The organism is Aeromonas sp. AE23HZ002T15 (assembly GCF_054165525.2).
Map to the genome: position 1 here is coordinate 1,808,784 of NZ_CM201342.1, position 14,020 is coordinate 1,822,803.

The following is a 14,020-nucleotide window of genomic DNA, read 5'->3' on the forward strand; positions in this document are numbered from 1 at the left end:
CGTCACTGGGGATAGGGAACCCAGTCCCCCTGCCCCAGCTTGATGTGATACTTGTCCTGGTACTCGATCACCACCGAGCCCTGGTTCTCCGCCACGGACGGGGTCTCCGGCAGGTTGTCCAGCAGCGCATTCCAGTCGATGGTGTCGCTGTCGAACAGGTCGCCCCCCACCAGTCGGGAGGTCAGTTCGGCGACGGCCAGGAAGCTGCTGGAGCTGTCGATGTGGCGGGTCGCCTCGTGGGGCGCCTTGGTACCGATCAGGGCGACCCCGACCGGCACCTGGGTGATGCTGGGGCTGGGGATGTCCCGCAGGCCGGCCATCTGCATCCTGTCCCCTGAGATGGCCGCCCCGTGTTCGGGCACCACCACCACGGCCACCTTGCGACCGGACTGCTCCAGCGCCTTGAGGAAGCTGTCCAGCTGATCGAGCAGGGTCTGCAGGCGCGCCTTGTAGGGGGCTATCTGACGGTTGGCCGCGTAGCGGTTGCCATCGTGCAGGGCGATCAGGTTGAAGAAGGTGACGTTGCGGGCGGCCTTGCTCTTCTCCCGCTCGCTCAGCCAGTGGCCGAGCACGTCCGATGTCCGGTAGATGGGCTCGCCGTCGAAGGAGGCCAGATCGTGGGCCATCCCCGTCTTGCTCATGAGGGGCACGCTCAGACCGGCGTACATCTGCAGATCCTTGAGGTAGTTGCCGAAGGCCCCCGAGTGATCCATGGCGACCTGTTGCTCGAAGCCGAGTCGGGCCAGGTTGTTGAACAGCAGGCACTGGCCTGGCGGCGTCACATAGAGGCCCTGGTGGCTGGTCTGCCCGCAACTCGCCCTCAGCAGGCGGATGGAGGCCGGACCGCTGTAGGAGGTGGCGGCGTTGAAATGTTTGAACATCACATCGAAGTGGCGCCAGATCGGGTGCTCCGTCAGGCCGCTCGCCTCCACGTCGCTCCAGGCCAGGGAGCAGATGTTGATGATGAGCAGATCGAAGGGGGCCGCCTTCGCCGGCAGCGTCGCGGGCAGGCTCACCAGGCGATCCCGCTCCTCGCCGTAGAAGTCGTCGAGATAGGCATTGAGATTCTGGTTGGTGGGCGGCGCGCTCTGATCCAGCTGCTCCGTCATCGAGACCGTCTTGCCGGCGGACTCTGGGGCTGACGACTTGGGCTGGGTCTGGCTGGCCGTTGCCCCCTCCTGGGAGGCGAAGGGATTGCCAACTATGGGGGAGAGCCACAGCCCGATCAGGGTGAGCAGGATCCAGGGGGTGAAGCGCAACCACTGGGCGATGAACAGATAGAGGGTCAGCATGATGAAGCCGGCGCCGATCATCTCCCAGTTGATGAAGCGCCCGAGCAGCTCCAGCCAGTAATCCAGGGTGAAGGAGAAGACCTGGGCCCCCTGGGACTGGATGCTCTCAATCCCGGGCAGCCAGGTGTCGTGGTAGAAGATCCCCACCCCCACCGGCAGCGCCACCCAATGGCGCACACGCCGCAACCAGGCCCAGGGCAGAGGGAAGAGCAGCGCGGCGGCAAACACCAGGTTGATGAGAGGGTGGAAATTGAGATAGCCCGCCCACAGCAGGGCAAATTTGGCGAGGAAATAGATATTCCATCCCCCCAGGCCTTGCCAGTCCAGCCAGGGAGAAGCGGGGTGAGATAATGGTCGAGTCATCGGCGATGGGTCACCTGTTATAGTCGGTTCCCCGAGAAGGGGCCGAGCACACTGCATTTATTATTGAGTGAAACCTTAGTTTATTATGCAACTGGTTGCGCCTCCCCGGTGACCCCCAGATGAGTGCGGGCCCTCGGGAGGGTCGGCCTTGGCAAAGCCCCATATGCGCCCCAATACTATCCAAGTGACGCCACAAAGCCCATCCCTTGGCCCTTCCATAAAGATCTATTTTTTGTATACAAATGTGACAGGCCTCCCGGTTCATGGGTTTCGAGGCGGCCTGCCTACGACAACAGCTGTCATCCGGAGCGGCAAATCGAACTGCTTGAGGCCACCAGCGGATTACGCCATGATAACGGCCCCGGCCGGCGGCCGGATCTGGACAGTCAACTTCAAGGACCCCCCATGTTTGAACACGTCGATGCCTATGCTGGCGACCCCATACTGACGCTAGTCGAGACCTTCCACAAAGATACCCGCGAGCAGAAGGTGAACCTGGGGATCGGACTCTATTACGACGAGCAGGGCCGCATTCCGCTGCTGCCCTCGGTGCAGCAGGCCGAAGCCCAACGTGCCGCCGCCCCGGCGCCGCGTCCCTACCAGCCCATGGAAGGGGCCGCCAACTACCGCACCGCCGTCCAGCACCTGCTGTTCGGGGCCGAGCACGCCGCCGTCAAGGCCGGTCGCATCGCCACCATCCAGACCATAGGTGGCTCGGGCGCGCTGAAGATAGGCGCCGACCTGCTCAAGCGCTACTTCCCGACCTCCGAGGTCTGGGTCAGCAATCCGACCTGGGACAACCACAAGGCCATGTTCGAGGGGGCCGGCATCAAGGTGCACGACTACCCCTACTACGATGCGGCCACCGGCGGCGTCCAGTTCGATGCCATGCTGGCCTGCCTGAGCCAGCTGCCGGCCAAGAGCATAGTGCTGCTACACCCCTGCTGCCACAACCCCACCGGGGTGGATCTCTCCCGCGCCCAGTGGGATCAGGTCATCACGCTCGTAGTGGAGAAGAATCTCATCCCCTTCATGGACATCGCCTATCAGGGCTTCGGTGACGGTCTGGAAGAGGATGCCTACGCCATCCGCGCCATGGTGGATGCCGGTGTCAGCTTCTTCGTCAGCAACTCCTTCTCCAAGAACCTCTCATTCTACGGCGAGCGCTGCGGCGGCCTGTCGGTCATCTGCCAGGACGCGGAAGAGGCGGGACGGGTGCTGGGCCAGATGAAGGCGACCGTGCGTCGTAACTACTCCAGCCCCCCCACCCACGGTGGCCAGATCACCGCGGCCGTGATGAACGACGCCGACTTGCACGCCCTCTGGGTGGGCGAGGTGACCGAGATGCGTACCCGCATCAAGGCCATGCGCCAGAAGCTGTTCGAGGTGCTGAGCGCCAAGGTGCCTGGCCGCGACTTCAGCTACTTTATCAACCAGCGCGGCATGTTCAGCTACACCGGCCTCACCCCGGAGCAGGTGGACAGACTGCGGGAAGAGTTCGCCGTCTACCTGGTACGCTCCGGCCGCATGTGCGTGGCCGGCCTCAACAGCCACAACGTGGACTACGTGGCCGATGCCATGGCCGCCGTGCTCAAAGGCTAATCCGCACAAGCCCCGCCCCGGCGGGGCTTTTTGTTTCCACCGCCTTTCTCCGGAGCCGCTATGGGTCTGACCGCCCTGTCCCGGCAGGGAGGCCACCATCTGCCCATTCTCATTCCATCCCAGGAGTCGCCATGGATCTGATCGCCCTCTCCCGTTTGGGGGGACGCCATCTGGTCACCCTGCACCTGCTGCTGGACAGCCAGAGCGTCACCCGCAGCGCCGAACGCCTCTGCACCACCCCCTCCTCCGTCAGCAAGACCCTCAACCAGCTGCGCGAACTGCTGGGGGATCAACTGCTCTACCGCCAGGGCAACCAGCTGCTGCTCACCCCCTTTGCCGAGCGGATAGGCCCCAGCCTGCACCGCCTGTTGCGGGAGCTGAACGGCCTCACCAGCCAGGAGGGCTTCGACCCCGCCAACTGGCAGGGTCAGCTGCACATCGCCCTGCGCGAGAGCGGCATGACCTGGCCCATGGGGCCCATTCTGGGTCGCTTGATGAAGGAGGTGCCTGGGCTGGTGCCCGTCATCTGGAACAAGGAGGAGCAGGCATTGACGGCGCTGGCGGCGGGCAAGCTGGACTTCGTGATCCTGCCCCATGATCAGAGCCAGCCCCTGCCGAGCCAGGCCGGCTTGGTGTGGGAGCCCCTGCGCGAAGACAGGCTCACCTGCCTGCTGCGGGCGGATCACCCGGCGCTCTCCCGAGACTGGGATCTGGATGCCTACCTGAGCTGGCGCCACATCGCCATCCGCGACACCGAGCTCGCCAGCCCCTTCTTCGAGCAGAGCCTGGCCCAGCTGCAGGTACGCCGGCAGATCGGCGCCACCCTGCCGGACTTTGGCGGCGCGGCGGCCCTGCTGCGCCAGAGCGATCTCATCCTCACCACCCTGGAGGGCTGGGCGAGGCAGGCCTGTCTGCCGGGCCTGGTGAGCCGCCCCGTGCCGTTCGACTTTGGCGCCCTGACCCACAGCCTGGTGTGGTACGGCCCGACCGGGGAGGATCCCGCCCTACGCTGGTTCCGCCAGCGGATCCTGCAGCTGGGGCAAGAACTGGGCCGGTCATAGCGCGGCCATGGACACAGCCCCCTGGCTCAGGGCTTCTTGGTGTAAATGGGACTCGGGAAGGAGGCAACGTTGTTGCCAAGATCCGTGATGCGCGCCGCCCCCTGCTTGCGCACCTGATCCACCCGCAGCACGTGGTGCATGGGGATCAGGGTGCGGTTGACGTCGGCGAACTCGCTCTTGAGCTTCTCGTGGCTGGGGTCGACGATGAAGGCCGTGTGGTTGTCCCAGACGAAGTTGGCTATTTCGATGAAGCCGAACAGCTGCCCCTGATTGACCTCTCTGACGTAGACCTCGTAACGCTCGTTGTGACAAATAAACTGCACTCGGTATAAGGCGTTGGCTTCGCTCATGGCTGTCTGTTGGTGGTGGACGGTTTCCCCATTCTAGCGATCACCGGGCCCGCGCCCTATAGACGAAGTTCACAGTTGCGTCATATCGGGTCTCAGCCCTTTTTACCTCTCCTTAACACCCGGACGTCATATGAGAGCAGGCTGGGAGACAGATCCAAACCCCTTGTTGATCAGCGCCTTGGCCAGCCTCTCCAGCTCCTCCCTCGAGGCCTCCTGCCAGTCAAGGGCGGCCCCGCGTACCCCGTGGTGGCGAAAACCGTTGAGGCGGATGGGGACGGGGCCCAGGCTTTGCAAGAAGGCGGCAAGGCCGGCATCCAGCGCCCCCGCCCCATCGAGGAAGTCGCTCCTGCCCGGCACATGGAGCAGGCGCAACTCCGTCAGCTTGCCGCACCGCGCCAGCAGTTGCAGGGAGGCGAGCACCCGTTCGCGATCGTAACCGGTCAGGGCCCGATGCACCCCATCCCGCCACCCCTTGAGATCGAGCATGGCGCCGTCCAGCACAGGCAACAACCGCTGCCAGCCCGCCGGCGCCAGGGAGCCGTTGCTGTCCAGCAGGCAATCCAGCCGAGCCAGCTCGGGATCGGCCTTGATCTGGGTGAAGAGGGCGACCACGAACGGCAGCTGGGTGGTCGCCTCGCCGCCGGAGACGGTGACGCCGGTGAGCAGCGGGGCGTAACGGCGCAGCTGCGCCAGCACCTCGGCCACCGACATGATGTTGGTCTTGGGGCTGGCCTGGCGCGGGCAGACGTCGGTGCAGCGATCACACTGGGTGCAGAGCGATGCCTGCCAGCTCACCCGCCCCTCCGCCATGGTCAGGGCGCCGCTCGGGCAATCCGGTACGCACTCCCCGCAGTGATCGCACAACCCTATGGTGTGCGGGTTGTGGCAGCCGGGGCAGCGAAAGTTGCACCCCTGCAGGAAGATCACCAGACGATTGCCCGGCCCATCCACGCAGGAGAAGGGCAGTATCCTGCTGACGACGGCGGTGCGCGCCAGCAGGCGACTCCGGTCAGCCCCCACTCAGGTTCGCCTCCAGCCCCACCACCCGGGGTGCCCGCCGGCGGATGCCGGTCAGCTCGCTCGCTTCGGCGCCGAGGCAGGTGGTCTGCAGCCGGGAACCCTCGGCCGCGAAGCGGGCCACGTCGCTCTGGCGGATCATGTAGCCGGTCACCCGCACGAGATCGCTGTCTGCCACGTTGGCGCTGAACTCGCGCATGCCGAGGGCGAAGGCCCCCTTGCAGAGCTGCAGCAGGGCCAGGGGGTTCTGGCGTACTGTGGGATCCAGGGTCAGGATCTCGCTGATCCCCGAGCCGTAATAGACGTGATGGGGAGCCAGCGCCAGCAGGTGGCTGGCGGGATCCGGCTCCTCACCGTAGGGGATGCGCACCCCGGGTGTCACGCCCCTGTCTACACTCAGGCCCCCCTGGGCATGGAGCAGGGCCCGCCCGTTCCAGGCGCGGGGCTGGGCACGGCCGGTGACATAGAGCGACAGCTGGGCCGAGATGCGATGGCCGAGCTGGTTCGCCCCCTCATCGTGGCCGTAACGACCGGGCAGCCCCTCCTTCGCCAGCAGCAGGTTCACCGCCTCCGCCATGCCATAGACGCCGAACATGGGCACGAAGCGATCCTCGTCGATGAGCCCCTCCTGCACCAGGAAGCTGTCGAAGAAGCCGGACTCTTCATGGAGGAAGCGGGTGCGCGCCTCGATGAGCAATGAGGCCTGCTCGCAATAGTGGGGCAACCAGCGGCTCATGAATGCCTCTATGCCGGTGCTCTGCTCCGCCACCCCCTTGAGGGAGATACGCACCAGCGTGTTGGCGCCGCCCCCGAGCGGCAGCGCGTTGTAGCAGCTGACGATGCCAAACCCGCGCTCGTCGAACACCTCCCTGTGCATGGGATAGTTGACGATATGGGGCTTGCCGCACTTGGCGATGTTTTCCACCCCTTGCAGCAGCAGGGAATCCGGGCTCTGGGCCGGATCGTGGAACAGGCTGAGGTTCGGCGCCACCTGTTTGAGCTCCCCGTCGATGCGCAGGATCAGACGGCAGATCCGGTTGTCATCCGGACCTATGTTGACGTGCATGAAGGCGTCCGGCAGCACCCTGTCCAGGTAGATCCAGAAGCGTCGCAACTTGCCATGGAGGGTCTCGTCGTCCAGCTCGCCGACGAAGGGCAGCAGCAGCCGATCCAGCCGTCCCAGCCAGACCGGCATGCCGGTGACCGAGGGCACGTGATGGTAGAGGATGCGCAGGGCATCGAGGGCCTCGTCAAAATCCCGAGGCGGCGCCAGCTCCAGCCAGGGGGATCCCCGGCTCAGGAAGCGTTGATAATCCGGCAGCACGTAGCGCGGCTTGTGGGGGGCGTGCCCCTCGAACATGTCGCACAGGACCCCCTCTGCCATGGCCTCGGCGACGGTGGCGGGCAGCTCGGGGTAAGGCAGGGCGTTCTCAGCGGCCAGGGCCAGGGCCTGGCGCTTCTGGGCCGGGGAGAGCAGGGGATCGCGGACGATGCGCTGACAGGTGGCGGTGAGGGACATGGAAGGCTCCTTGACGATGGAGGCTAAATCCTCACACTTGCAGGGCCTTATTTGAAGTGACATTCACAACACAGCGGATATCCATATACGACATCCGCTGTGCGGGATCACGGCTTATCCCAGCCAGAGCAGCAGGGCCAGCAGCCCCCCTTGCCAGCGCAGCAGGAAGAAGCCCCCCATGCCGACCACCACCACCACCAGGGTCGGCAGCCGCAGCAGGGTCAGCGCCGTCACCAGCAGGGTGGCGGCGAGGTAATCCGGATCCCAGTCCAGCCCCTTGCCGGGCTCGTAGCTGAAGACGATGGGCAGCCAGATGGCGGTCAGCACCGACTGGGCCGAGAAGCTGAGGAAGGCCCCCATCTCGGCACCGGGCTGGTAACGGGTCAGCCGCGAGAAGAAGGCGAAGCGGTTGAAGAAGGTGATCAGGGTCAGCAGCCCTATCATCAGCCAGGCCATGACTACCTCCTCATCCGGTGCAGCACATACCCCACCACCATGCCGGCCAGGGCCGAGACGATGATGTGGATCTCCGCCAAGATCGGCTTGGTGACGAGGGCCGTGCCGCCGCTCACCAGGGTCGCCGCCACCATGGGCAGGTTCTTCATGGCCGGGATCGTCATGGCGATGAAGGTGGCCGCGATGGCGAAGTCCAGCCCCATGTGATCCAGCCCCTCGATGTACTGGCCGGCGGCGATGCCGAGCAGGGTCGCGAGATTCCAGAACAGGTAGAACACGAAGCCTGCGATCAGCGCGTAGGCGTGGTTGAAGGCGCCGCTACGCTCCCTGTCCTTGAGGGCCACCGCGAACATCTCGTCGGTCAGGAAGAAGGCCAGGCTGGCGCGCCAGCGCAGGGGCAGCGACAGCACGTCCCGGCGAAAGGTGAAGCCGTACAGCAGGTGCTGGGAGGTGATGACGAAGGTGGAACCGACGATGGGCAACAGCGGCGTGCCGGCCCCGAACAGGGTGGTGGCCGAGAGCTGGGCCGCCCCGGCATAGACCAGCAGGGACATCAGCTGGGCCTGGATGGGGCTCAGGCCCACCTGCAGCGCCAGAGCGCCGCACAGTATACCCCAGGGAATGACCGAGACGGAAAGCGGGAGAATATCGAGGGAGGCGCGCCACCAGAGCGCACCCGTGCTCTCGGCCCCGGACGGCTGGGGGCGAGCTTGGGAAATCATGAGGTCATCCTTGTCCTGTCAACGAGAACCGAAAAACCTATCACAGCGCGGGGGGAGATGCCATGCCACCGTAGAGGCGGAGGAGGCGGAACAAGGAGCAGCCCGCCTCGCCGATGAGGCGGAGAGACGGGCTGGTACTGGCGGGATCAGGGCTGAATGACGATGGGGGTGCCGGGTTCGATGGCGTTCCACACCTCGTCCAGATCGTGGTTCAGCATGGCGATGCAGCCATTGGTCCAGTTGGACGGCTGCAGACGGCGGTTGCCGATGTCGTTGCGCTGACCGTGGATCATGATCATGCCACCCGGGTTGACTCCCTTCTCGTTGGCCGCCTTGATGTCGTCCAGATTCGGGTAGTTGATGTGGATGGCCTTGTAGAAGCCCGAGTTGGTCTTCTTGTAGTCGAGGATGTAACGCCCTTCCGGCGTACGCTGATCCCCTTCCTTCTGCTTGTGACCCATGGGGGCCGGGCCCAGGGCGATCCAGTAGCGTTTGACCTCTTTGCCATCCTTCATCAGGGTCAGGCTATAGTTCGACTTCTTGACCACCACCATGTCCGCAGACAGGCTGGCAAAACTCAATGCGGGCCACAGCCCCAGCAAACACAGTAATACGGCTCTCATTCCATCCCTCGACAAGCCTTTGGGGCTTTTTTTGTTAGCACATCATCTGAATGTCGCCACACCCTGAGGAGGGCACAGTGGCAAGCGAGCGCCATGATATTGGATCGCCGTCAATACTCAATATATCCAGAGAAACATATCTGAGGCCATCTTTTATGAGGCGCCACGGCGCCATGCTAACAAGATGATAGATGGTCATATTTTCGTTATCAGGCACACTTTGAATCCTCCTCATCGAGGCACTTTCCAGCGGGGTACTCCCCTTCGCCATCCCATGATGGCTCTTCTCACCACCCCGGATGAAAGGACCTGCTGCGCTCTCAGCATATTGCGCTGGATGCCCGTCGGACTTGCATCCGTAAACAACTGAGCCAGTCAGGGCCCTTGGCACCGACTGGCTCATTCATACAGGCGTTCGCGCTAGGGGCTCACGATGGCTTTCACGCCGGCAGCACCTCGGCGGGCAGGCGAGCCAGGGCCAGCTGGTATCTGTGTTCGGCCAGCTCCACCTCCCGGCGAGCCTCCTCCACCTTGCCCTCGGCACTCCGGACTGCGGCGGTCAGCTGGTTGTACTGGTTCCAGCTGCCGTTGTACTCGGTCACCTCATCGCGATAACGCTGGGCCAGCTGATTGTACTGCTGGCTCAGCTGGTTGCTCTCGCTACGCAACTGGTTGATGCGGGCGAGCAGCCCCTCCTGGATGGTGCGGATCCGCTGGTACTCGGCGGCGCTGTAGCGACCGTTATAGCTGTTGTATTGCTGCACCAGGCGGTTGCTCTCGGTGATCGCCTGGTTGCGACTCTGGTTGAGGGTGGCCAGCTCCCCCTTGTAGCGCTCGAAGTTGGCCAGCAGTGTCTGCTGGCGGTTTTTCAGGGCACCTTGCGCATCCAGTTGCTGGCTGTAGAGGGTCCGTGCGGCTTCCAGATCCTGGCGGCGCTGTTCGAGGGAGAGCTCCAGCGCCTCCAGATCCGGCAACTCTTCCGTCACCATGGTGGGGTAGAAGCTGGCGATCTGAGGCGTAGTCACGCGCAGGGCGCGCACCGCATCGGCGCCATTGGCCTCGTCCTCGTGGTCCACCCCGCAAGGCTGGCCCTGGCAGATCAGGTCCGGGCTGGAGAACTTGTACTCGTGATTGCGGACTCCGAAGCTGGAGGGATAGGCCATGATGGTGGCAAAAGAGCGCTCCACCCCGTGCCCCAGGGCATAGTGGTAGGTGCCCCCTGCCCCGTCTTGCAGCCTGGAGTGGTTGAGCCCCATGTTGTGACCCAATTCATGGGCCAGCACCACATCCCCGCACCCCGTGGCGGTGACATGGCTGAACATGTTGTGCGCGTCCTTGGAGACGTCGCCGTCGGCATACGCCTTGCGGCCATCGCTATAGGTGGCGGAGCCGCCGACCCAGGCCAACCCGCAACTGCCGTGATCCCCTGTGTTCGGGCGCATCAGCACCACCATGTCGGCGCCGTAACGGGTGCGCAGGTTGGGGACCTCGGTGAACGCCTCGTGGGTCTGCCTGGTCACGGCATTGAGCGCGAGGCGATCCCTGCCCTCGTCCGGGTAGGCCACCTCGGCACTGTGTACAGTCCGCACCGTCAGATCCAGGCCACTGGCGGCATAGATCTGGTTGGTGACATTGACCATGTGCTGGATCCGGGTCTGGGCATCCCCTTGATAACGGGCCGCCAATCCGGGGCTGTGCAACACCATGAGATCTATGGTCTCGGCCAAGGCCGGTGTGGCGCCGATCAGGCCCGCGACCAGGATCCCCAATGTGGTTTTCTGCATGTGGTATTCCTTTTTTGTCGTTATGGATGAGTCGGGATCAGGCCGTCAGTACCGCCATGACCCCGATCCAGTGGCGGGTTCTTGTAAACCCAGCCCTTGCCGCCCAAGGTCTCAACGGAGTAGCTGCCTTGCGGCGTTCCGATGAAGCCGAAGGTGGCATGCTTGCCGACGGTGAAATTGACCGGGTAACTGTCACCGTCGATCCGCACTTCTCCCTGCCAGTTGCGCTCGCCCCCACGCTGCAACTGCACCTTGGTCACCCTGGCCACCAGGGTGCTGCCATCGGGCAGTGGCAGGGTCACGCTGTCCCCCACCTGGGCCCGCCCCAGACCGCTCCCCTGCAGGGCGATGGGCTGAGGCTGCTCGACCCCCTCTCCGGGCTCCGCCAGCGGAAACGCGGCATCCACCTCGGCGGCCTGCCAGGGGCTCTCCAGGGCATGACCGCCGTCCTGGCTGAGACGGTTGGGTGAGGGGGATGCCAGTGTCAGCGGCTGCAACTGGGGCTCTGGCACACTGGGCAGGGGGCTGGGATCGACCAGTGTGGGTGATGCCGGCATGGCATCGCTCACCGGGTCCATGGTCGCGACATCCGGGCGTTTAATTGCTTGAATATTCCATGCAACCACGCCCCCTCCCAGGATCAAGAGACCCATTAAAACCCCAAGTTTCACCTTTCGCATATTGATACCTCAATCAAAAACAATCCTTAAAAAACAACATGTTGATTGATTTCAGAAGAAGCATGCTAGAAAGTGTTTTCGAGTCTGCCCCCCCCCTATATGGGGCTTTGTAAAAATCAATAACGTATATTTATGCATCAATAATGCGTAGCAAAGGCAGGGCCGGCGTGGGTTGAAGCCATGGAGCGATTAATTTGTTCAACCATCGCCAGATGGGACCCAGAAGCGGGGTGATTTGATACTTCCACCCCATATGGGGAGAGTGGATTTGACTGTACCGCCCGGTGGGCGAAGGCGTACCCTGTGCCCTCGATTCAGTCAAAGAGGTTGGATGAACGGTTTGCGTACCAAAGTACTCTGGCTGGGCGGTCTGCTGATCGCGCTGGCAGCTCCCCTGGCCGCCGCCCCCTTGCTGCTGCAAGGGGAACATCAAAGCTATCGCATCGATCCGGACACCCTCGCCATCTCGGTGGGGGACGTGCCGGTCAGTGCGGGACAGGCGGCCCGCCAGGTCAGTCACCTGCAACAGGACGATCAGGGCATACGCTGGCGCTGGCCCGCCCAGGAGACCCAGGTCGAGGTGGAGCTGGACGGTGACGATCTGCTGCTCACCCTCACCAGCGACGGCCCTCGCCAGCTTGGCTGGTACAGCCTGCCGAAGAACCAGACCCACCTCTCCATGGCCTTTGGCGAGGGGAGCCGCTTCTCGGTCCGTGACAGCGACTGGCTCGGCTATATCGGCGACGAGCTGAGCGAACTCGACACCCACTATGATCTCAAGCTGCCGATGTGGAGCCAGGATGCGGGCAAGCAGACCTACAGCTGGATCCTGCAGAGCCCCTATGACAACCACCTCAGCTTCAACCGCAAGGGAGGCAGGCTGCAGCTGACCGCCAGCCACGCCTTCAATCACTTCAACCGGGATCCCCTGGTGGTGCGCCTGAGCGTGGGGGACGACTGGCTGGCGGGGGCGCGGCGCTATCGGGAGTGGCTCCAGGCCGAAGGCGGCTGGCAGTCCCTCGCCGACAAGTTCGCCCGGCTGCCGGCCGGACGGCGCCTCATCGGCGCCAGCCACCTCTACCTGTGGGGGGATGCCCTGCTGGATCGGCAGGATGTGACCGATTGGGCCGGCCTGCAGGCCAGGATCGCGAGCAAGCCGGAATGGCTCAAGGTGTTCAGCAAGGAGGAACAAGCCGCCCTGGCGGTCCCCGGCCCCCAAGTCTGGCAACAGACCCAGATCATGGAGGGGCTCAACCGGCTGATAGCCCACCAGCTGCCCCTGCCCGCCCAGCAGGGTCCCCTCCTGCAGGGCAAGGTGCTGGCCCTGCGCCAGCAGTGGGTCAAGAGCCAGTTTGGGGCTCAGCTGGTGTCACAGGCACGCTGGGGCCAGGGGTTGTCCCTGCCGGTCATAGAGGCACTGCACGAGGCGGGGCTACGCAAGCTCTGGCTCGGCACGCCCCAATGGACAGCCGCCCTGCAGCAGGATCAGGCCATCACCGCCGCCAAACGGCTGGGTTATCTGGTGGGGAGCTACGACTCCTACGACACCGCCATCCCCCCGGGCAGCAACGACAGCTGGCTCACCGCCCAGCTGCCCACCGAGCTCGGCAAGCGCTGCGCCATCGTGGAAGCAGACGGCAAACCCAGGCCCGGCTTTGGCGGCGAGGGGGTCTATCTCAACCCCGGCTGCACCCTGCCCTTTGCCAAGGAGCGCATGGGGGAGCTGGCCAGGGCCAGCGCCATCAACAGCCTGTTTCTCGACGTGGACGGCACCGCCATGGCCTCCAACGACTACAGCCCGGCCCACCAGCAGGGCAGCGCGGCCATGATCGCCGCCCGCAACGCCCGCATGAGTTGGGTGGGAGAGCGGCTCGGCCTGGTGCTGGGTTCGGAGGATGGCAACGCCCTCACCAGCAAGCCACTGATGTTCGCCCACGGCATCCAGAGCTGGGGCTTTGGCTGGGAAGACGCCGCCATGCGCAAGCAGGCCAAGTCCCCCTACTACCTCGGCAAGTGGTGGCCGGGCGAGGCGCCCCAGGTCTTCTTCCAGCCCGCCCGCCTCAAACCGCGCTATCTCAAGACGGTGTTCAACCCGGCGGACAGACTGCCCCTCTATCAGGCGGTGTTCCACGATTCGGTGATCAACAGCCACCACTGGCTGCTGGACAACCTCAAGTTCCCCGCCATCCGGGAGGAGCGGGCCCTGCTCGGCCTGCTCTACAACACGCCCCCCCTGGTCAACCTGAGCCGCAGCACCCTCAAGAGTCGGTTGCCCGAGCTGATCAGGCTGGATGCCCAGTTCGCCCCCCTGCACGAGGCGCTGTGGGACAAGGCCCTGGTGGAGTTTCGCTGGCGCGACGGGGTAGGACGGGTGCAGGAGACCCGCTTCTCCGACGGCAGCCGGCTGGTGGCGAACTTCGGCAAGGGCAGCATCCTGATCGATGGGCACAAGCTGCCGGGTCACCAGCTGCTGGTCGCCCTCAAGGACAAGCCGGTCACCCTGCTGAAGATCTAGGGCCGAGCGCCCCGGCCAGGCCCTGCCCATCCGTAG

12 protein-coding genes are annotated in these 14,020 nt (G+C 64.4%); 3 read left to right on the forward strand and 9 right to left on the reverse strand.

The genetic code is table 11. From position 1 onward, the window contains the following. Nucleotides 1-2: 2 nt before the first annotated feature. Entirely contained in the window at nt 3-1,655 is a 1,653-nt protein-coding gene (bcsG, locus tag ACT5M9_RS08265; RefSeq protein WP_457982917.1) for a cellulose biosynthesis protein BcsG, read from the reverse strand. A gap of 405 nt (nt 1,656-2,060) precedes the next feature. On the opposite strand from bcsG, the gene ACT5M9_RS08270 reads away from it, so the two are divergent. Together ACT5M9_RS08270 and ACT5M9_RS08275 are read left to right on the forward strand one after the other, a co-directional pair. Continuing rightward, a complete protein-coding gene (locus ACT5M9_RS08270; protein WP_457982918.1) occupies nt 2,061-3,257 on the forward strand; it encodes an amino acid aminotransferase in 1,197 nt (398 codons plus the stop codon). Between the two features lie 131 nt (nt 3,258-3,388). After that, entirely contained in the window at nt 3,389-4,318 is a 930-nt protein-coding gene (locus tag ACT5M9_RS08275; protein WP_457982919.1) for a LysR family transcriptional regulator, read from the forward strand. 26 nt (nt 4,319-4,344) lie between these two features. Here the strand turns inward: ACT5M9_RS08275 and ACT5M9_RS08280 are convergent, their stop codons facing one another. The 8 genes from ACT5M9_RS08280 to ACT5M9_RS08315 form a co-directional block, all read right to left on the reverse strand. Beyond that, entirely contained in the window at nt 4,345-4,668 is a 324-nt protein-coding gene (locus ACT5M9_RS08280) for a DUF1820 family protein (RefSeq protein ID WP_438551358.1), read from the reverse strand. Between the two features lie 126 nt (nt 4,669-4,794). Further along, a complete protein-coding gene (locus ACT5M9_RS08285) occupies nt 4,795-5,688 on the reverse strand; it encodes a YjjW family glycine radical enzyme activase (protein WP_457982921.1) in 894 nt (297 codons plus the stop codon). After that, nucleotides 5,678-7,204 (reverse strand): YjjI family glycine radical enzyme, encoded by a 1,527-nt coding sequence (locus tag ACT5M9_RS08290; protein ID WP_457982922.1) that lies wholly within the window; start codon nt 7,202-7,204, stop codon nt 5,678-5,680. Before ACT5M9_RS08290 ends, ACT5M9_RS08285 begins: the two co-directional genes overlap by 11 nt. 114 nt (nt 7,205-7,318) lie before the next feature. After that, nucleotides 7,319-7,660: a branched-chain amino acid transport AzlD family protein gene (locus ACT5M9_RS08295; protein ID WP_457982924.1), complete on the reverse strand. Its 342-nt coding sequence runs from the start codon at nt 7,658-7,660 to the stop codon at nt 7,319-7,321. A 2-nt stretch (nt 7,661-7,662) separates the two neighbouring features. After that, nucleotides 7,663-8,382, reverse strand: a complete 720-nt coding sequence (locus ACT5M9_RS08300) for an AzlC family ABC transporter permease (RefSeq protein ID WP_457982926.1) — start codon at nt 8,380-8,382, stop codon at nt 7,663-7,665. 146 nt (nt 8,383-8,528) lie between these two features. Then, a complete protein-coding gene (locus tag ACT5M9_RS08305) occupies nt 8,529-9,005 on the reverse strand; it encodes a L,D-transpeptidase family protein (protein ID WP_438551363.1) in 477 nt (158 codons plus the stop codon). A gap of 440 nt (nt 9,006-9,445) precedes the next feature. Continuing rightward, a complete protein-coding gene (locus ACT5M9_RS08310; RefSeq protein WP_457982928.1) occupies nt 9,446-10,789 on the reverse strand; it encodes a zinc-dependent metalloprotease in 1,344 nt (447 codons plus the stop codon). 20 nt (nt 10,790-10,809) lie between these two features. Beyond that, complete coding sequence (locus tag ACT5M9_RS08315) at nt 10,810-11,346, reverse strand: protease inhibitor BamI-like protein (RefSeq protein WP_457982930.1); 537 nt, start codon at nt 11,344-11,346, stop codon at nt 10,810-10,812. A gap of 454 nt (nt 11,347-11,800) precedes the next feature. Here ACT5M9_RS08315 and ACT5M9_RS08320 point away from each other — a divergent pair, with 454 nt between their 5' ends. Beyond that, on the forward strand, nt 11,801-13,984 hold the full coding sequence (locus ACT5M9_RS08320; protein WP_457982932.1) for a glycoside hydrolase: 2,184 nt from the start codon (nt 11,801-11,803) through the stop codon (nt 13,982-13,984). The last annotated feature ends 36 nt before the right edge of the window (nt 13,985-14,020 follow it).